This window comes from Rhizobium sp. BK619, from assembly GCF_014195245.1.
GTDB classification, from domain to species: Bacteria; Pseudomonadota; Alphaproteobacteria; order Rhizobiales; family Rhizobiaceae; genus Rhizobium; species Rhizobium acidisoli.
Genome location: NZ_JACIBH010000004.1, coordinates 212425 through 230290, shown reverse-complemented (window position 1 = coordinate 230290; position 17866 = coordinate 212425). Strand labels below are relative to the sequence as shown.

At 61.6% G+C, this 17866-nt stretch carries 17 protein-coding genes; all 17 read left to right on the top strand.

The genetic code is table 11. The features are described 5' to 3' along the window. Positions 1-99: 99 nt before the first annotated feature. The 17 genes from FHX14_RS09170 (at position 100) to lpxB (ending at position 17851) form a co-directional block, all read left to right on the top strand. Entirely contained in the window at positions 100-1176 is a 1077-nt protein-coding gene (locus tag FHX14_RS09170; protein ID WP_184376926.1) for a toxic anion resistance protein, read from the top strand. A 14-nt stretch (positions 1177-1190) separates the two neighbouring features. Further along, on the top strand, positions 1191-2759 hold the full coding sequence (locus tag FHX14_RS09165; RefSeq protein WP_184376925.1) for a VWA domain-containing protein: 1569 nt from the start codon (positions 1191-1193) through the stop codon (positions 2757-2759). 7 nt (positions 2760-2766) lie between these two features. Next, on the top strand, positions 2767-3384 hold the full coding sequence (locus tag FHX14_RS09160; protein ID WP_184376924.1) for a 5-bromo-4-chloroindolyl phosphate hydrolysis family protein: 618 nt from the start codon (positions 2767-2769) through the stop codon (positions 3382-3384). Continuing rightward, positions 3384-4490 carry a substrate-binding domain-containing protein gene (locus tag FHX14_RS09155; protein ID WP_184376923.1) on the top strand — a complete coding sequence of 369 codons (1107 nt, stop codon included), beginning with the start codon at positions 3384-3386 and terminating at the stop codon, positions 4488-4490. Before FHX14_RS09160 ends, FHX14_RS09155 begins: the two co-directional genes overlap by 1 nt. Before the next feature lie 233 nt (positions 4491-4723). Next, positions 4724-5491, top strand: coding sequence for a 30S ribosomal protein S2 (gene rpsB, locus FHX14_RS09150; protein ID WP_003573382.1), 768 nt, complete (start codon positions 4724-4726; stop codon positions 5489-5491). A gap of 239 nt (positions 5492-5730) precedes the next feature. After that, positions 5731-6657 (top strand): translation elongation factor Ts, encoded by a 927-nt coding sequence (gene tsf / locus FHX14_RS09145; RefSeq protein ID WP_003586678.1) that lies wholly within the window; start codon positions 5731-5733, stop codon positions 6655-6657. Positions 6658-6753: 96 nt separating this feature from the next. Next, on the top strand, positions 6754-7476 hold the full coding sequence (gene pyrH, locus FHX14_RS09140; protein ID WP_003573378.1) for a UMP kinase: 723 nt from the start codon (positions 6754-6756) through the stop codon (positions 7474-7476). Between the two features lie 63 nt (positions 7477-7539). Continuing rightward, positions 7540-8100 (top strand): ribosome recycling factor, encoded by a 561-nt coding sequence (gene frr, locus FHX14_RS09135; RefSeq protein WP_184376922.1) that lies wholly within the window; start codon positions 7540-7542, stop codon positions 8098-8100. 37 nt (positions 8101-8137) lie between these two features. Beyond that, a complete protein-coding gene (locus tag FHX14_RS09130; RefSeq protein ID WP_003586675.1) occupies positions 8138-8881 on the top strand; it encodes an isoprenyl transferase in 744 nt (247 codons plus the stop codon). Next, complete coding sequence (locus FHX14_RS09125) at positions 8881-9711, top strand: phosphatidate cytidylyltransferase (protein ID WP_012557551.1); 831 nt, start codon at positions 8881-8883, stop codon at positions 9709-9711. The genes FHX14_RS09130 and FHX14_RS09125 overlap by 1 nt, the downstream gene beginning before the upstream one ends. Positions 9712-9739: 28 nt before the next feature. After that, entirely contained in the window at positions 9740-10873 is a 1134-nt protein-coding gene (gene rseP, locus FHX14_RS09120; protein WP_172643295.1) for an RIP metalloprotease RseP, read from the top strand. 197 nt (positions 10874-11070) lie between these two features. After that, a complete protein-coding gene (bamA, locus tag FHX14_RS09115) occupies positions 11071-13410 on the top strand; it encodes an outer membrane protein assembly factor BamA (RefSeq protein WP_003586671.1) in 2340 nt (779 codons plus the stop codon). 50 nt (positions 13411-13460) lie between these two features. Then, on the top strand, positions 13461-14525 hold the full coding sequence (gene lpxD, locus FHX14_RS09110) for a UDP-3-O-(3-hydroxymyristoyl)glucosamine N-acyltransferase (protein ID WP_003586670.1): 1065 nt from the start codon (positions 13461-13463) through the stop codon (positions 14523-14525). Then, the gene (fabZ, locus tag FHX14_RS09105) at positions 14518-14985 is read left to right on the top strand and encodes a 3-hydroxyacyl-ACP dehydratase FabZ (RefSeq protein WP_003586669.1); all 468 of its coding nucleotides are present in this window, start codon (positions 14518-14520) and stop codon (positions 14983-14985) included. The genes lpxD and fabZ overlap by 8 nt, the downstream gene beginning before the upstream one ends. Continuing rightward, entirely contained in the window at positions 14982-15800 is an 819-nt protein-coding gene (gene lpxA, locus FHX14_RS09100; RefSeq protein ID WP_012557554.1) for an acyl-ACP--UDP-N-acetylglucosamine O-acyltransferase, read from the top strand. The genes fabZ and lpxA overlap by 4 nt, the downstream gene beginning before the upstream one ends. Before the next feature lie 3 nt (positions 15801-15803). Beyond that, a complete protein-coding gene (locus tag FHX14_RS09095; protein WP_012557555.1) occupies positions 15804-16685 on the top strand; it encodes an LpxI family protein in 882 nt (293 codons plus the stop codon). Continuing rightward, positions 16682-17851 carry a lipid-A-disaccharide synthase gene (gene lpxB / locus FHX14_RS09090; protein WP_184376921.1) on the top strand — a complete coding sequence of 390 codons (1170 nt, stop codon included), beginning with the start codon at positions 16682-16684 and terminating at the stop codon, positions 17849-17851. Before FHX14_RS09095 ends, lpxB begins: the two co-directional genes overlap by 4 nt. Positions 17852-17866: the final 15 nt, after the last annotated feature.

The following is a 17866-nucleotide window of genomic DNA, read 5'->3' as shown; positions in this document are numbered from 1 at the left end:
GGTGTGATCCTAGCGGCCAGTCCATCGTGACAAGGCCTGTTTATTGCGAAGATGGGCCTCCAGACGATTTACCTGTCGCAAGCCTGGAAAGCCCGCCTCATGGCCGATACCGATCTCGCGACTGTTCAGAACGCCGCCCTGCCTGTGGTCGCCGCCGATCCGGCGGAAATCGCCCGCATTTCAGACACCATCAATATCACCGATCGCGCCGGCATCTCGGTCTATGGCGACCGCGCCCAGCAGGCGGTCAGCGACTATGCCGACAGGATCCTGCGCGAGGTCCGCAACAAGGATCTCGGCGAAATCGGCCGCCTCTTGAGCGACATCATCCTCAAGTCGAAGGGCCTCGACCCGGCGTCGCTGAAGGACAAGGGTTTTCTCAGCCGCATCTTCCTCTCCGCCAAGGCACGGCTCGAACGGTTCAAGGCGGAGTTTGAGGACGTGGCCGGCCAGATCGACCGGATCGGCCTCGAACTCGACCGCCACAAGGATACGCTGCGGCGCGATATCGCGCTGCTCGACGACCTGCATGAGGAAACCCGGCAATCGATCATGCGGCTCGAGGCCTATGTGCAGGCCGGCAAGGCGTTTGCAGAGCGTTTCCGCAGCACCGAGCTACCGAGGTTGAAGGCTGCAGCCGATACGGCTGCGACCGGCCCCGGCGGCGGCATGCTGGAAGCGCAGACCTATCAGGACAGCCTGCAGGCGCTGGACCGATTGGAAAAGCGGGTGTTTTACCTGCAGCAGGCACGCCAGCTCGGCATCCAGCAATTGCCGCAGATCCGCATCGTCCAGGCGGGCGACGAGACGCTGATCGAGAACCTGCAGGCGACCTCGGCGCTGACGGTGCCGGCCTGGAAGCAGAAGATGGTGATCCTGCTCGGGCTGACGCGGCAGAAATCGGCGCTTGAGCTGCAGAAGGCGGTGACCGACGCTACCAACGACATGATCCGCCAGGCATCGGAGATGATGAAGGACCAGGCGATCGCTATCGAGCAGCAGTCGCAGCGCGGCATCGTCGATATCGACACGCTCGCCAAGGCCAACAGGGATCTGATCGACACGATTTCAGGCGTGCTGCAGGTTCAGGACGAGGGGCGCCGGAAGCGGGCGCAGGCCGAGCAGCAGATGGAGCAGATGACGGTCGAACTCAAGAAGGCGATGACTGGGGCGTGATCGGCAGGATGACGATGCGAGCACTGCTTTCAGGCCTGGCGCTCCTTGCGGCTCTCGCCCTTGCCGGCTGCGATCCCTTCGGCAAGGGGCCGGACTTCTCGATCGTCTCCGGATCGGAAAATACCGTTCTGCAGCCGATCGTCGAGGAATTCTGCAAGCAGAAGAATGCGACCTGCACCTTCAAATATGAAGGCACGCTCGATATCGGCCTGGCGCTGCAGAGCGATCAGGGCGTCGAGCAGGATGCGGTCTGGCCGGCCTCCAGCGTCTGGGTCGACATGTTCGACACCAAGCGCCGCGTCAAGAGCCTGACTTCGATCGCCCAGACGCCGGTGGTCCTGGGTGTGCGCAAGTCGAAGGCCGAGCAGCTCGGCTGGATCGGCAGGGATGTGTTCATGAAGGATATTCTGGCGGCCGTCGAAAACGGATCGCTGAAATTCCTGATGACCTCGGCGACGCAATCAAACTCCGGCGCCAGCGCCTATCTCGCCATGCTGTCGAGTGCGCTCGGCAACAAGCCGGTTATCGAGCCCGGCGATCTCGACGACAAGGGTGTTCAGGAGAGCGTCCGGTCGCTGCTTTCGGGCGTCATGCGCTCTTCCGGCTCTTCCGGCTGGCTTGCCGATCTCTACGTCGAATCCGCCGGCAAGGGCACTGTCTACGACGGCATGTGGAACTACGAGGCGGTGCTGAAGGAAACCAACGACAAGCTTGCCGCCTTGTCGCAGGAACCGCTTTACGCGATCTACCCGGCCGATGGCGTGGCCATGGCGGATTCGCCGCTCGGTTTCGTCGATCATGGACGCGGGCCTGAAGCCCAGACTTTCTTCAACGATCTGCTCGCCTATCTCCGTTCGGCCTCGGTGCAGCAGCGTATCGCTGATACCGGCCGGCGCATTCCGCTCAGCGGCGTTGCCGCAAAACCGGAGCCTGGCTGGAATTTCGATCCCGCCCGGCTTGTGACGGCCATCCGAATGCCGGAGCCGGAGGTCATCCGCCAGGCGCTCACTCTTTATCAGGCCGCGCTGCGCAAACCGTCCCTGACTGCGCTCTGCCTCGATTTCTCAGGCTCGATGCAGGGCGACGGCGAGGACCAGCTGCAGAAGGCGATGCGTTTCCTCCTGACACCTGACGAGGCGAGCAAGGTGCTGGTGCAATGGTCGCCCGCCGACCGGATCATCGTCATTCCTTTCGACGGCAGCGTGCGCAACACCTTCATGGCAAGCGGAAACCCGTTGGAGCAGGAAGGGCTGCTGAACGAGATTTCCCGGCAGAAGGCCGGCGGCGGCACGGACATGTATACCTGCGCCGCACAGGCTCTCCAGCAGATTGCCCGAACCGACAGGCTCTCGACGTATCTGCCTGCCATCGTCATCATGACCGACGGCAGGTCCGACGATCAAAGCCAGGCTTTCATGAGCGAATGGAACGCGACAGAGCCGCATGTGCCGGTGTTCGGCATCACATTCGGCGACGCCGACAAGACACAGCTCGATAGCCTTGCCAAGCAGACTTCGGCGCGCGTGTTCGACGGCGGTTCGAATCTCGCCACCGCTTTCCGCACCGCACGCGGCTATAATTAGGACCGGCATGCGCAACTGGCTCGGCAATGACGGCAACTGGATCGTGGCGGGACTGGCTGCGGCCATCACCGTGCCGCTCTTGAGTTTTGTTGCCGGCATGCCGTTCTGGATCGCCGCCATCATCGCTCTTCTGATCTTTGCCGGCCTCGTTATTCTGCTTGCGCCACGCCGGCTGTTCGAAGGCCTCGATATCAAGAGCATCGGCAGCGGGCGCATCGCCTTTGCCCGCGACCTCCTGGAGGCCGCCGTTCCCTTTGCGCAGAGGCTGGAGGTCGCCGCCGATGCGATCACCGATCGGAAGACGGCAACCGCAGTCCGCCATCTTGCCGAAATCGCCGCCGATGTCTTTCGCAAAGTCGAGGCCAAACCGGAGAGCGCCAATGCCGTCCGGCGGTTCCTTTCCTATTACCTGCCGCGTGCCGCCGAGGTGGCGGAAGGTTTTGCCGTCATCGAGGCGAAACGCGTTCCTGATACCAAACAGCTGGAGGAGGTCCGCACCGTGCTGGTCAAGCTCGAAGAGGCCTTCGTCCATTATGCCGACAGCTTGATCGACGAGGCGCTCGGCACGCTCGACACCGATCTGCGCCTCATCCAGGCTTCGCTCAAAGAGGATATCGGACGCTGATGGCCCTTTCTCGTCGCGCCTTTGGATTGGGACTGCTCGGAGCCGGCGTCGTCGGCACCGGCGGTTATTTCGCCGTCAAGGACCGGCCCGAGCTGCAGGGCCTGCTCGGCGGCCGCACGACGCTTTCCGGCTTCATCGGCGGCGAGAAGGAAGCCTTTCTCGCCGACCGTGGCGTGGTGAGCGCACTTGGGGCATATGGCCTGACGGTAAACGGCCGCGTGGCGGGTTCGGTCGAGATGGTGCGCGAGCAGGCGCTGCTGTCGCAGAGCCCGCAATTTCTATGGCCGTCCTCGTCGATCATGGTCGATATCGCCAGACAAAACGGCGTCAAAATCCGCAATGACCGGGTCGTGCTGAACACCCCCGTCGTTGTCTATTCCTGGCAGCCGGTGGTCGACGGCCTGATGAAATCAGGACTGGTGACGGTGACAAATGAAGGCCATCATCAGCTCGATCTCAAAGCGCTGCTTGATGCGGTTCTCGCCGGCACCGACTGGTCGAAGCTCGGCGTGAATTCGCTCTATGGCCGGGCGCGCATCGTCTCGACCGACCCGAACCGCTCCAATTCCGGCTTCATGTTCGCCGGCCTGGCGCTCAGCCTCTTTAGCGGCAATGTCGCGACCGCAGACGATCTTGCCGCGTTCGGCGGCAAGGTGCAGGCGGTCTTCCGCAACATGGGCTTCAAGTCTCCCTCGTCAGGCAAGCTCTTCGACCAGTATCTCGCAGGCGGCCTCGGCGGCGAGCCGATGATCGTCGGCTATGAGAATCAGCTGGTCGAATGGATCCTCGCCGATCCCTCGCGCTGGGACCGCATCAAGGCAAGCCCGGGCGCAAAGCCGGTGGTGCTCTATCCGCGGCCGACCGTTTATTCAGCCCATCCGCTGATCGTCGTCGACGAGAACGCCAATCGGCTGATCGAAGCGCTGGCGAGCCCGAAGCTGCAGGAACTGGCCTGGACGAGACACGGCTTCCGCGGGCCGCTCGGAACTGCCACCGGCAACGCCGACAGCGCAATCGGCAGCCTGCTGCCGGCCGAGGTCGATGCCGTCCTGCCGATGCCGGACGCCGGCCTCATGCTGTCGCTGCTGACAATGCTGGCAAGCTGAGCCGCCACATGCGAAGGGCAGGGCAGCGGCTGAATTTTTCGGCATAAACCTTGTTTGTCTGCCGATTGGAATGTTTTCCTTGCTTTTATGCCGAACGGAATGTATGGGCAGCGGCATTCCACACGTAAGGCATGGGATTATCCGGGAGAAATCCGGATCGTTCCGCCCGGTGGCATTCTCGAAGAGGATGCTGTTCGCCTTGCGGAGGTTCAACCGGAAAAGGATACAAAGGCATGGCATTGCCCGATTTCTCTATGCGTCAGCTTCTCGAAGCAGGCGTCCACTTCGGCCACCAGACGCACCGCTGGAACCCGAAGATGAAGCCGTACATCTTCGGCGATCGTAACAACATTCACATCATCGACCTGGCCCAGACCGTTCCGATGCTGTCGCGCGCCCTGCAGGTCGTCAGCGACACCGTTGCCCGCGGCGGCCGCGTTCTCTTCGTCGGCACCAAGCGCCAGGCGTCCGAGATCATCGCCGACAGCGCCAAGCGTTCGGCCCAGTACTACGTCAACTCGCGCTGGCTCGGCGGCATGATGACGAACTGGAAGACGATCTCCAACTCGATCCAGCGCCTGCGCAAGCTCGATGAGATCCTCAACGGCGAAGCCCAGGGCTTCACCAAGAAGGAACGCCTGAACCTCGAGCGCGAGCGTGAAAAGCTCGACAAGGCTCTCGGCGGTATCCGCGATATGGGCGGCACACCGGACCTGATGTTCATCATCGACACCAACAAGGAAAAGATCGCGATCGACGAAGCCAAGCGCCTCGGCATCCCGGTCGTCGCCATCATCGACTCGAACTGCGACCCGGACCTGATCGACTATCCGATCCCGGGCAACGACGACGCGTCGCGCGCCATCGCTCTTTACTGCGAGCTGATCTCCCGCGCGGCCATCGACGGCATCGCGCGTCAGCAGAGCTCTTCCGGCCGCGATCTCGGCGCATCCTCCGAAGTTCCGGTCGAGCCGGCTCTCGAAGAAGCAGCCGAAGGCTGATGAAAGCCGGCGGATCGAAAGGTCCGCCAAAGCTTGCATGACTGGGAAAGGCCGCTCGCGACTCATCGAAGTTCGGCGGCCTTGCCTGTTTCAGGGCGAGGGCATCAGGCTCTTTGCCAGATAAGTTTCGTTATGACGCGTCTTCATCACGCTGTCATACATACAGGTACATTTCGTGCCTCAATCCGGTGCCGCGCCGTGCTTTGCGGCCCACCGTATGAACCGACAAGAGGAAGCTAATGAGCGAGATTACGGCTGCAATGGTGAAGGAACTGCGCGAAAAGACCGGCGCAGGCATGATGGACTGCAAGAAGGCTCTTGCTGAAACCGGCGGCGACATGGAAGCGGCGATCGACTGGCTGCGCGCCAAGGGCATCGCCAAGGCCGACAAGAAGTCGGGCCGCACCGCTGCCGAAGGCCTCATCGGCGTTTCGAGCCAGGGCACCAAGGCCGTTGTCGTCGAAGTCAATTCCGAAACCGACTTCGTCGCCCGTAACGATGCCTTCCAGGATCTCGTCCGCGGCATCGCCAAGGTTGCCGTCTCCACAAACGGCACCGTCGACGCCGTTGCGGCTGCGACCTACCCGGCATCCGGCAAGTCCGTTTCCGATACGATCAAGGACGCGATCGCAACGATCGGCGAGAACATGAACCTGCGCCGCTCGGTCGCTCTGTCCGTCGAGGACGGCGTCGTCGCCACCTATATCCACAATGCTGTTTCCGACGGCCTCGGCAAGCTCGGCGTTCTCGTCGCGCTGAAGTCGACCGGCGACAAGGAAGCCCTGAACGCAATCGGCCGCCAGGTCGCCATGCATATCGCTGCGACCGCACCGCTGGCGATCCGCCCCGAGGAAGTCGATGCCGCCGTCGCCGAGCGCGAGCGCAACGTCTTCATCGAGCAGTCGCGCGCTTCCGGCAAGCCTGACAACATCATCGAGAAGATGGTCGATGGCCGCATGCGCAAATTCTTCGAAGAAGTCGCCCTTCTCTCGCAGGCTTTCGTCATCAATCCGGATCTGACCGTCGCAGCCGCCGTCAAGGAAGCTGAAAAGGCCGTCGGCGCGCCGATCGAAGTCGCCGGCATGGCCCGCCTTCTGCTCGGCGAAGGCGTCGAGAAGGAAGAAACCGATTTCGCAGCCGAAGTTGCGGCTGCCGTCAAGGGTTGATCTCCCAGCCATAATTGGGAAAACAACAGGGGCATCGCGTGACAACGCGGTGCCCTTCGTGTATCGGGCACTCACGGCAATTTACGAGGAGCCAAGATGTCTTTAGAGCCTGTCTATAAACGCGTTCTACTCAAGGCTTCCGGCGAAGCGCTCATGGGTAGCCAGGGTTTCGGGATCGATGTTGCGGTGGCGGACCGCATTGCATCCGATATCGCCGAAGCAAGGCATATGGGCGTGGAAGTCGGCGTCGTCGTCGGTGGCGGCAATATTTTCCGCGGTGTCGCGGTCGCATCCAAGGGCGGTGACCGGGTCACCGGCGACCACATGGGCATGCTCGGCACCATCATCAATGCGTTGGCACTGGCGACCTCGCTGCGCAAGCTGAACATCGATACGGTGGTACTTTCGGCCATCTCCATGCCCGAAATCTGCGAAAGCTTCTCGCAGCGCGCGACCCTCTATCACCTGTCGATGGGGCGTGTGGTGATCTTTGCCGGCGGCACCGGCAACCCCTTCTTCACCACCGATTCGGCCGCAGCGCTGCGTGCCGCCGAAATGGGCGCGCAAGCGATCTTCAAGGGCACGCAGGTGGACGGCATCTACACCGCCGACCCGAAGAAATATCCCGATGCGACCCGCCTCGACCGGCTGACGCACCAGGAAGTGCTGGACAGGGGGCTTGCGGTGATGGACGTTGCCGCCGTGGCGCTCGCCCGGGAGAATTCCATTCCGATCATCGTCTTCTCGATCCACGAGAAAGGCGGTTTTGCTGAAATCCTGACGGGCGGTGGCCTCAAGACTATCGTCTCCGACAACTGATATAGACTGCGCCGCCTTTGTCAGGCGCAGCCATCGCGACGCGCTTTATACGGGAGCATCGACATGAGTGAAGGTATCGACATCAAGGAACTGAAGCGCCGCATGGACGGCGCGGTTTCCGCATTCAAGAGCGACATCGCATCGCTGCGCACCGGCCGCGCTTCGGCCAACATCCTCGATCCGGTCACGATCGAGGCCTATGGTTCGCGCATGCCGCTGAACCAGGTCGCCAACATCACCGTGCCCGAGCCGCGCATGCTGTCGGTTTCGGTCTGGGACAAGTCGATGGTCAGCGCCGTCGAGCGCGGCATTCGCGAATCCAATCTCGGCCTCAACCCGATCGTCGACGGCCAGAGCCTGCGCATTCCGCTGCCCGAGCTGAACGAGGAGCGCCGCAAGTCGCTCGTCAAGGTGGCTCATGACTATGCCGAAAAGAGCAAGGTCGCGATTCGCCATGTTCGCCGAGACGGTATGGACGGCCTTAAGAAGGCCGAAAAGGATAGCGTAATCGGCCAGGACGAGGGCAGGGCGCAGTCGGAACGTGTACAGAAGATGACCGACGAGACGATTTCCGAAATCGACCGCTTGCTTGGCGAGAAGGAAAAGGAAATCATGCAGGTCTAGTGGATCTGTGCCTTTGCCTGGAAAGACCGGACGGGAAATGTCGGAATCTGTATTTGTGACTGTGCCAGAGCATGTTGCCATCATCATGGACGGCAATGGCCGTTGGGCCAAGCAGCGCGGCCTGCCGCGCACGATGGGCCATCGCAAGGGCGTCGAGGCGGTTCGCGAGACAGTGCGCGCCGCCGGCGCGGCCGGCATAAAATATCTGACCCTCTTTGCCTTCTCCTCGGAAAACTGGCGCAGGCCGGAGGCCGAGGTCTCCGACCTGCTTGGTCTGCTCAAGGCTTTCATCCGGCGTGACCTTGCCGAGCTTCATCGCCAGAACGTACGGATCAAGGTGATCGGCGACCGCCACAGCCTGCGCAACGACATTCTCGGCCTGCTGCTCGAGGCGGAGGAAACGACCAAGGACAATACGGCGCTGACGCTGGTCATCGCTTTCAACTACGGCTCGCGCGACGAGATCTCGCGGGCTGTGGTGAGCCTGGCGAGGGACGTCGAGGCCGGCCGCCTGAGGGCGCAGGATATCACGCCCTCGCTGATCAACGCGCGTCTCGATACGGCCGGTATTCCCGATCCGGACCTCATCATCCGCACCAGCGGCGAGGAGCGGCTTTCCAACTTCCTCCTCTGGCAGGCCGCCTATTCGGAATTCATCTTCGTTCCGGAATATTGGCCGGATTTCAGCCCCGAGATCTTCCGCTCGGCGCTGGAGAAATTCGCCTCCCGCGACCGACGCTTCGGCGGCCTGTCGTCGCAGGCAGCCGCGGTCGGCACCTGATGCAGCAGGAATTGAAGCTCCGCATCGTTTCAGGCCTGATTCTTGCGGTGATCGTTCTTGCCGCCACCTGGTATGGCGGATTTGCCTTCCGCATCCTGGCGGCCGTGATCGGCCTGCTGATCTATTATGAATGGTCGACAATAACCGGCGTCGCGCGTGATTGGGTCGCCAATGCCGTCGGCTGGATCGGTCAGGCGGCGATTGCCTTCCTCGTGCTTGTCGGCAATTTCGAATTCGCAGCCGGCATGCTGGCTGGTGTCACCGCCGTCGGCATAGCGCTGATCATCCTACACGGCACCAGCCGCTGGTTGCCGGTGGGCCTGTTTTATGCTGGTGCCACGGGCCTCGCGCTCGCCGCGATCAGAGGTGATGACCGGCCCGGCCTTTATGCCATGCTCTTCGTCTTTGCCGTCGTCTGGGCAACCGACATCCTTGCTTATTTCGTCGGCAGGGCGCTTGGCGGACCGAAGCTTGCCCCTTCGATCTCGCCGGGAAAGACATGGTCGGGGGCAATCGGCGGCGCCGTTTCGGCGGTCGTAGCCGGCGTCGTACTCATCCACTTTCTCCTTCCTGGCACTGAAATCATCGCTGCCGTTGCGGCACTCGTTCTCTCGGTTTGCAGCCAGTCGGGAGATCTGTTTGAATCCTTCATCAAGCGGAAATTCGGTGTCAAGGATTCAAGCCGTCTCATTCCTGGTCATGGCGGCGTCATGGACCGTGTCGACGGACTGATTTTCGCCTGTTTTTCGGCGTTCTTGCTAGCTGGATTATTTTCCCTGATAAAGGGGACTGCGATGACGTCGCTCGGCGCGGCCTTGTTCGGCCTTTGATGACGCGGCAGCCTGACGGAAGGAACTGATAGAAGTGATGGCCGATATATACACATTCCTGATGGGGAATATCGTCACCTTCATCCTCGTGCTCTCACTGCTCGTCTTCGTGCACGAGATGGGCCACTACCTCGTCGGGCGCTGGAGCGGCATTCGCATCCTTGCCTTTTCCGTCGGTTTCGGTCCCGAGATATTCGGCTTCAACGACCGCCACGGAACACGCTGGAAGATCTCGGTGATCCCGCTTGGCGGTTACGTCCGGTTCTTTGGTGACGAGGACGCCTCGAGCAAGCCCGACAGCGACAAGCTCGCCGCCATGTCCGAAGAGGACAGGGCGCGCTCCTTTGCCGGCGCAAAGCTGTGGAAACGTGCAGCGACGGTCGCAGCCGGCCCGATCGCGAATTTCCTGCTGGCGATTGCCATCTTTACCCTTCTTTTCTCGATCTACGGCCGTTCGGTCGCCGATCCCGTCGTTTCCGAAGTCACGCCGGATGGTGTGGCGGCCGCCGCCGGCATCCTTCCGGGCGATCTGCTGGTCGCCATCGACGGCGGCAAGGTCGAGACCTTCGACGACGTGCGCCGCTATGTCGCCATCCGCCCGAGCCAGCAGATCGTCGTCACCATCGAGCGGGGCGGCCAAAAGCTGGACTTGCCGATGGTGCCGCAACGCGTCGACAGGACCGACCAGTTCGGCAACAAGATCGAAGTCGGCCAGATCGGTATCGTCACCAGCAAGGAAGTCGGCAATTTCCGCCTGCAGACGTACACGCCGCTCCAGGCGCTGCGCGAAAGTGTGATCGAAACCCGGGATATCGTCACCGGCACATTCAAATATATCGGCAATATTTTCCGCGGTACGATGCGGGCCGATCAACTTGGTGGGCCGATCCGCGTTGCGCAAGCCTCGGGCCAGATGGCTTCGCTTGGGATAGGGGCAGTGTTGCAGCTTGCCGCCATGCTTTCAGTTTCGATAGGATTGCTTAACCTGATGCCGGTTCCGGTACTTGATGGCGGCCACCTGATGTTCTATGCGGTGGAAGCGGTCAGAGGAAAACCGCTGGGCGCCAAGGCTCAGGAAATCGCATTTCGCATTGGCTTGGCCATGATACTAACATTGATGGTTTTCACGACCTGGAACGACGTTGGCGCGATCAGAGGGTAAACGCGCAAAGCAAGGGAATTACTATTTATTTACGATGTTTCAAGGCTGTAGTGGCGAATGGGTCACGCTTCGAAATGAAGTAAACAGAAATTAACGACCTCCCTTGCTTGTATGTCAAAAGCGGGTAAAACGACACACGTGACCGGAATCGGGTTTTCCTGAGGCCGGGGACGAGGGAAAAAAAGGTAATAGGTGAAATGAAGGCTGGTTCAAAGTTTTTGAACGCAGTATCGGCGGTTGCGCTGTCTGCTAGTGTTGTTGCTTCGGGCGCAGGTGCTTTGACGTTCGTTTCCGCTACCGCCGCTGAGGCCGCGGTCATCCAGCGCATTGATGTGCGCGGCGCAAGCCGCGTCGGCGCGGAAGCGGTCCGGTCGAACCTCACCATCGCTCCCGGAAAGAGCTTTTCGAACACCGATATCGATGAATCGGTCAAGCAGCTCTACGGGACGGGTTACTTCTCCGACGTGAAGATCTCGGTCTCCGGAAGCACGCTTGTCGTCAACGTCCAGGAAGCCCAGCTCGTCAATCAGGTCGTCTTCAACGGCAATCGCAAGATCAAGGACGACAAGCTCGCGACCATCGTCCAGACGCATGCTGCCGGCCCCTACAGCGACACCCAGATCCAGTCCGACATTCAGTCGATCAAGGAAGCCTACGCCGCCACCGGCCGCAGCGAAGTTGAAGTCACGACGCAGGTCGTGCCGCTCGGTGAAGGCCGCGTCAACTTGGCCTTCGTCATCAACGAAGGCGATCGCACTAAGATCGATTCGATCAACTTCGTCGGCAACAATGCCTACAGCGCCGGCCGCCTGGCTGCTGTCATCAACACCAAGCGTTCGAACTTCCTGTCGTTCCTGACCCGCAAGGACGTCTATAACGAAGACAAGCTCCATGCCGACGAGGAAGCGCTGCGCCAGTTCTATTATAATCGTGGCTATGCCGACATGCGCATCGTCTCTTCCGATGCCACCTTCGACGACGCGACCAACAAATACACGCTCACCTTCAACATCGAGGAAGGCCAGCGTTACGACTTCGGTCCGGTGACCGTCCAGTCGACCGTTGAAGGCGTCGGCTCCGAGCAGCTGCAGCCGCTCGTGCGCACCCACGAAGGTCATGTCTACAACGCCAAGGAAGTGCAGAAGTCGATCGAGGCGATCTCCGATCAGGTCGCATCTGCCGGTTATCCCTTTGCGCGCGTCACGCCGCGCGGTAACCGCGACCTCAACAACAATACGATCGGTGTCGAATATCTGGTCGACCAGGGCGAGCGCGCCTATGTCGAGCGTATCGAAATCCGTGGCAACAGCCGCACGCGCGACTACGTCATCCGCCGCGAATTCGATATGAGCGAAGGCGACGCCTTCAACCAGCAGATGATCACCAAGGCCAAGCGCCGCCTCGAAGCGCTGGGTTACTTCTCCTCCGTCAACATCTCCACCCAGCCGGGCAGCTCGCCGGATCGCGTCGTGGTGGTCGTCGACGTGCAGGATCAGTCCACAGGTTCGTTCGGTGTCGGCGCCGGTTATGCCGCCGGCGGCGATGGCCTGCTGCTTGAAGCCTCCATCGAGGAAAAGAACTTCCTCGGCCGCGGTCAGTACATCCGCATCTCGGCCGGCGGCGGTCAGGAAGGTTCGCGCGCCTACGGCGTCAGCTTCACCGAGCCCTATTTCCTCGGCTATCGTCTGGCCGCAGGCTTCGACGTCAACCACAGCGAAACGTCGAGCAACGACAATTACGACTACGAGGAAACCAGCGTCGTCCTGCGCGTCACCGCGCCGATCACCGAAGACCTGGCGACGACCTTCCGCTATAACTACAAGCAGATGAAGTATGATGCGGACAGCAGCGATCTTTCCGATCTGTCAGCTCCGTATCAGCACCTCGTTGAAGACAGCCCGTGGACGCGCTCTTCGATCTCGCAGACGCTGACCTATAACACGCTGGACGACACCGTCCTGCCGCGTGAAGGCATCTATGCGACGGCGACGCAGGAACTTGCCGGCCTCGGCGGCGACTCGCAATTCTACAAGATCTACGGCAAGGCCCGTTATTACCGTCTGCTCGCTGACGATGCCGATATCATCGGCTCGGTTTCTGCTTCGGCGGGTTATGTCATCGGCCTCGGCGACCATCTGAATGTCTTCGATCAGTTCACCCTGACCAATGGCGATATTCGTGGCTTTGAAAACAAGGGCATCGGCCCGCGCGTTTCCGGCACCAACGACGATCCGCTGGGTGGTACGACGTATTTCACCGCTTCGGCCGAAGCGACCTTCCCGATGCCGGGCTTCCCGCGTGACTTCAACCTGCGCGGCGCGGTCTTCGCCGATGCCGGCACGCTGTTCGGCAATGACGTTGACCTGAGGGGCGACGGCATTGACGGCGAAGACGCCTCTCTGCGCGCTTCCGTCGGCGTCGGTGTCGTCTGGCAGTCTCCCTTCGGTTCATTGCGCCTGGATTACGCTATCCCGGTTCTCAAGGAAGACTTCGACAAGACGCAGAACTTCAAGTTTGGCATCAACAACCAATTCTGATATCGGCAGTCCGGAACTGTAAGACTCAATTCCGTTCTGGAGCATTGCCGATGGAGCAAAACGTTTTTTTTCTGCCCCATGAAGGTCTGAAGCTCGCTGAGCTGGCAGAGTTTCTTGGGGCGGAACTCGCCAATTCCGACCATGCCGATATCGTCGTCCGATCCGTGGCCCCGATCAACCGGGCGCGCGCCGGTGATGTCTGTTATATCCTGTCGCGTCGCAACCGCGACGAACTGGCGACATGCGAAGCCTCGGCGGTGATCTGCGACAAGGCGCTCGCGGATCTCGTCCCCCCGCATATCCCCATCATCCTGTCGTCCAATCCGCACGCCGCCTTCGCGATGGCGGGCGGCCTGTTTTATCCCGCCGCATTGCGTCCTGTGGTCTTTTCGGGTGAAGGCGAGATCGCGCCGAGCGCGGTGATCGATCCGAGCGCCAGGCTTGAAAAGGGCGTGATCGTCGAGCCGTTGGCCGTCATCGGCGCGCATGCCGAGATCGGCGAGGGCACCCGCATCGGCGCACATAGCCTCATCGGTCCAGGCGTCAAGATCGGCCGCGATTGTTCGATCGCAGCCGGCGCCAGCATTCTCTGCGCGCTGATCGGCAACGGCGTCATCATCCATAACGGCGTTCGCATTGGCCAGGATGGTTTCGGTTATGCGCCGGGTCCGCGCGGCATGATCAAGATCGTCCAGATCGGCCGGGTGATCATCCAGGATAAGGTCGAGATCGGCGCCAACACCACGATCGACCGCGGCGCCATGGACGATACGGTCATCGGTGAAGGCACCAAGATCGACAACCAGGTACAGATCGGCCACAACGTTCAGATCGGACGCCATTGCGCCATCGTCGCGCAGGTCGGCATCGCCGGCAGCACGAAGATCGGCAACGGCGTGCAGATCGGTGGCCAGGTCGGCATCAAGGGACATGTGACGATCGGTGACGGCGTGCAGATCGCTGCCAAAAGCGGTATCATGACCGATCTTGCCGCCGGCGGGCAATATGGCGGCGTACCGGCCCGTCCGCTAAAAGACTATCTGAGAGAGGCCGCACAACAAGTGTCGAAGTCCAAGTTGCGCGGTCGGAACCCTGGAGGCAAGGAAAATGACTGAAGAAGCCACGACAACGCTTTCTTCGGCGGACATCATCGAGATCATGAAGCTGCTGCCGCATCGTTACCCCTTCCTCATGGTCGACAAGATCATCGAGATCGACGGCGACAACTCAGCGATCGGCATCAAGAATGTCACGGTGAACGAACCGCATTTTACCGGCCATTTTCCGGAAGCTCCGATCATGCCTGGCGTTCTCCTGATCGAGGGCATGGCGCAGACCGCGGGTGCGATCTGTGCCAAGAAGGAAGGCCAGCCCGGCAACCTCGTCTACTTCATGACCATTGAGAACGCGCGCTTCCGCAAGCCTGTCGTTCCTGGCGACCGCGTCGAATTCCATGTCGCCAAGCACAAGCAGCGCGGCAATATCTGGAAATTCCATTGCGACGCCAAGGTCGACGGTGCCCTTGTCGCCGAAGCCGATATCGGCGCAATGATCGTTCGTAAGGAACAGGCATGAGCACTATTGCCGAAAGCGCCCGCATTCACCCGATGGCCGTCGTCGAAGACGGGGCTGTGATCGGTGAGGGCGTCAAGATCGGTCCGTTCTGCCATGTCGGGCCGCACGTCGTCCTGCATGAAAATGTCGAGCTCCTGTCGCATGCTGTCGTCGCCGGCCGCACCGTGATCGGCAAGGGTACGCGCATCTTTCCGATGGCCGTCATCGGCGGCGACCCGCAGAGCGTGCATCACGGCGGTGAGGAGACGACGCTTTCGGTTGGCGCCAACTGCACGATGCGCGAAGGCGTGACGATGAACACCGGCACGGCTGATTTTGGCGGCCAGACGATCGTCGGCGACAACAACCTTTTCCTTGCCAATTCCCACGTCGCGCATGACTGCAAGGTCGGCAATCACGTGATCATGTCGAACAACGTCATGCTCGCCGGCCATGTCGTCATTGAGGATCGTGTCATCCTGGGCGGCGGCTCGGCTGTTCACCAGTTCACCCGCGTCGGCCGTCAGGCCTTCGTCGGCGGGCTTTCGGCCGTGAGTTACGACGTCATTCCCTACGGTATGCTGAACGGCAATCCCGGTCTGCTGAGCGGCCTCAATGTTGTCGGCATGACCCGCGCCGGCGTCGACCGCGCCGTCATCCACAGGGTACGCCGCGCCTATAAGTCGATCTTCGAAGGAACGGGCTCGGTCCGCGAAAATGCCGCCGCCATCCGCGACGAATATGCCGATTGCGAGCAGGCGGTCCAGATCCTCGACTTCATCGCCGCCGACAGCGACCGTGCTCTGTCCTCGCCGACCCGGGGGCAGAAGGGCTGATCCGTGGCTTTATCAGGCGACACCGCTGCGGGCCGGCTGGCGATCATTGCCGGCGGCGGTCTTCTGCCTTCCTATGTCGCCGAAGCCGCGCGTGCGGCGGGTGAAAATCCCGTCATCGTCGCCCTGAAGGACGAAAGCGACCGGCGCTGGGAAGACTATGACCACGCCGTCATCGGCATCGGCGATTTCGCAGCTCTAGATGGATTGCTCAGCCGTTATGGTGTCGGCCGTGTCGTGATGTCGGGCAGCGTCGCCCGCCGGCCGGAATGGCGCGAGGTGCGTCCGACACTGCGCATTCTGATGAAAGTGCCGGCCGCCATCCGCACGCTGCTTTCCGGCGGCGACGACACGGTTCTGCAAATGGTCATCCGGCTGATCGAGGGAAACGGCCGCCGGGTTGTCGGCGCGCATGAAATCGCCCCCGATCTGCTTGCCTCTGTCGGTCCGCTTGGCGCGACAACGCCCAGTGAGGAGGACCGGCGCGATATCCGCCGCGCCGCCGAAGCCGCCGACATGCTCGGCCGGCTCGATGTCGGGCAGGGCGCGATCAGCATCGGCGGGCGTGTCGTCGCGCTGGAGGGTCTTGAGGGCACGGATGAGATGCTGGACCGTGTCGCGGGTCTCAGAGCCGCCGGGCGCATCTCGCCGCGGCGCCGCGGCGCGCTCGTCAAGCTCTGCAAGCCGCAGCAGGATATCCGCGCCGACCTGCCGGCGATCGGCGTTTCCACCATCCTGAACGCAAAAAAAGCTGGTCTCGGCGGCATCGCTGTAGAGGCCGGCCGCTCGCTGGTGCTCGATCGCCCCGCCGTCATCAAGGCCGCCGACGAGGCAGGGCTCTTTGTCTGCGGCATCGATCGCGGGCTGCCGGCATGGGGGCTCGAATGAACGCGGCGCCCCTGAAGATCGCCGTCATTGCCGGTGAGGTATCGGGTGACCTGCTCGGTGCCGATCTCATCGCCGCCCTGAAGCGGGTCCACACCGGACCGTTGGAACTTGTCGGCGTCGGCGGCGAGGGGCTGCAGGCCGAGGGCTTGCGATCCCTGTTCGATTTCTCCGAGCTGTCGATCATGGGCATTACCCAGGTGCTGAGCCGGCTTCCAAAACTGTATAGCCTGATCCGCCGGACCACCGCTGCCATCGTCGCTGCAAGGCCTGACATCCTCCTCATTATCGACAGCCCGGATTTCACCCATCGCGTCGCAAAGCGCGTCCGTACTGCGCTGCCCGATCTGCCTGTCGTCAATTACGTCTGTCCGAGCGTCTGGGCCTGGAAGGAATATCGCGCCACGCGCATGCTCGACTATGTCGATCATGTGCTCGCCGTCCTGCCTTTCGAGCCGGCGGCGATGCAGCGCCTTGGCGGACCGGCGACCACCTATGTCGGCCATCGCCTGACCGCCGACCTCGCGCTCTTGGAGACCCGGCGCCGGCGCGCCGGCAGGCAGCCCGGCAACGGCCCAATCCTGCTTCTGCCCGGCTCACGCTCCTCCGAAATCCAGAAGCTTCTGCCGCATTTCGAGGTGGCAGCAAGCGAACTTGTCGCCCGCAATGGGCCGACGCGCTTTGTTCTGCCGACGGTGACGCACAGGCAAGCGCTTGTCCGCCAACTGACGGCGGGATGGGCGGTCAAGCCGGAGATCGTTGTCGGCGCTGAAGCTAAATGGAAGGCCTTCGCTGAAGCCGATGCGGCGATGGCTGCATCCGGAACCGTCATTCTTGAACTGGCGCTTGCCGATGTTCCCGTCGTCTCCGCCTACAAGGTCGACTGGATCATGCGTCTGCTGACGTCAAGCATCAAGACTTGGACTGGCGCACTGCCGAACCTGATTGCCGATTACGCCGTCGTCCCGGAATATCTGAACGACGTCGTTCGCGGCGCAAGCCTCGCCCGCTGGATGGAAAGGCTGTCGGCCGACACCTACCAGCTCAAGGCGATGAAGGAAGGCTATGATCTCATCTGGCAGCGCATGCAGACGGAAAAACCGCCTGGCGAACATGCCGCCGAAATCCTGCTCGAGGTGCTGAACAAGAAAAAACCCGGTCGTCTCTGACCGGGTTTTCTTCTT

Excerpts from the sequence above, each read along its gene's own strand:
- FHX14_RS09170 (WP_184376926.1), top strand. The coding sequence starts at position 100 with ATGGCCGATACCGATCTCGCGACTGTTCAGAACGCCGCCCTGCCTGTG.
- FHX14_RS09165 (WP_184376925.1), top strand. The coding sequence starts at position 1,191 with ATGCGAGCACTGCTTTCAGGCCTGGCGCTCCTTGCGGCTCTCGCCCTT.
- FHX14_RS09160 (WP_184376924.1), top strand. The coding sequence starts at position 2,767 with ATGCGCAACTGGCTCGGCAATGACGGCAACTGGATCGTGGCGGGACTG.
- FHX14_RS09155 (WP_184376923.1), top strand. The coding sequence starts at position 3,384 with ATGGCCCTTTCTCGTCGCGCCTTTGGATTGGGACTGCTCGGAGCCGGC.
- rpsB (WP_003573382.1), top strand. The coding sequence starts at position 4,724 with ATGGCATTGCCCGATTTCTCTATGCGTCAGCTTCTCGAAGCAGGCGTC.
- tsf (WP_003586678.1), top strand. The coding sequence starts at position 5,731 with ATGAGCGAGATTACGGCTGCAATGGTGAAGGAACTGCGCGAAAAGACC.
- pyrH (WP_003573378.1), top strand. The coding sequence starts at position 6,754 with ATGTCTTTAGAGCCTGTCTATAAACGCGTTCTACTCAAGGCTTCCGGC.
- frr (WP_184376922.1), top strand. The coding sequence starts at position 7,540 with ATGAGTGAAGGTATCGACATCAAGGAACTGAAGCGCCGCATGGACGGC.
- FHX14_RS09130 (WP_003586675.1), top strand. The coding sequence starts at position 8,138 with ATGTCGGAATCTGTATTTGTGACTGTGCCAGAGCATGTTGCCATCATC.
- FHX14_RS09125 (WP_012557551.1), top strand. The coding sequence starts at position 8,881 with ATGCAGCAGGAATTGAAGCTCCGCATCGTTTCAGGCCTGATTCTTGCG.
- bamA (WP_003586671.1), top strand. The coding sequence starts at position 11,071 with ATGAAGGCTGGTTCAAAGTTTTTGAACGCAGTATCGGCGGTTGCGCTG.
- lpxD (WP_003586670.1), top strand. The coding sequence starts at position 13,461 with ATGGAGCAAAACGTTTTTTTTCTGCCCCATGAAGGTCTGAAGCTCGCT.
- fabZ (WP_003586669.1), top strand. The coding sequence starts at position 14,518 with ATGACTGAAGAAGCCACGACAACGCTTTCTTCGGCGGACATCATCGAG.
- lpxA (WP_012557554.1), top strand. The coding sequence starts at position 14,982 with ATGAGCACTATTGCCGAAAGCGCCCGCATTCACCCGATGGCCGTCGTC.
- lpxB (WP_184376921.1), top strand. The coding sequence starts at position 16,682 with ATGAACGCGGCGCCCCTGAAGATCGCCGTCATTGCCGGTGAGGTATCG.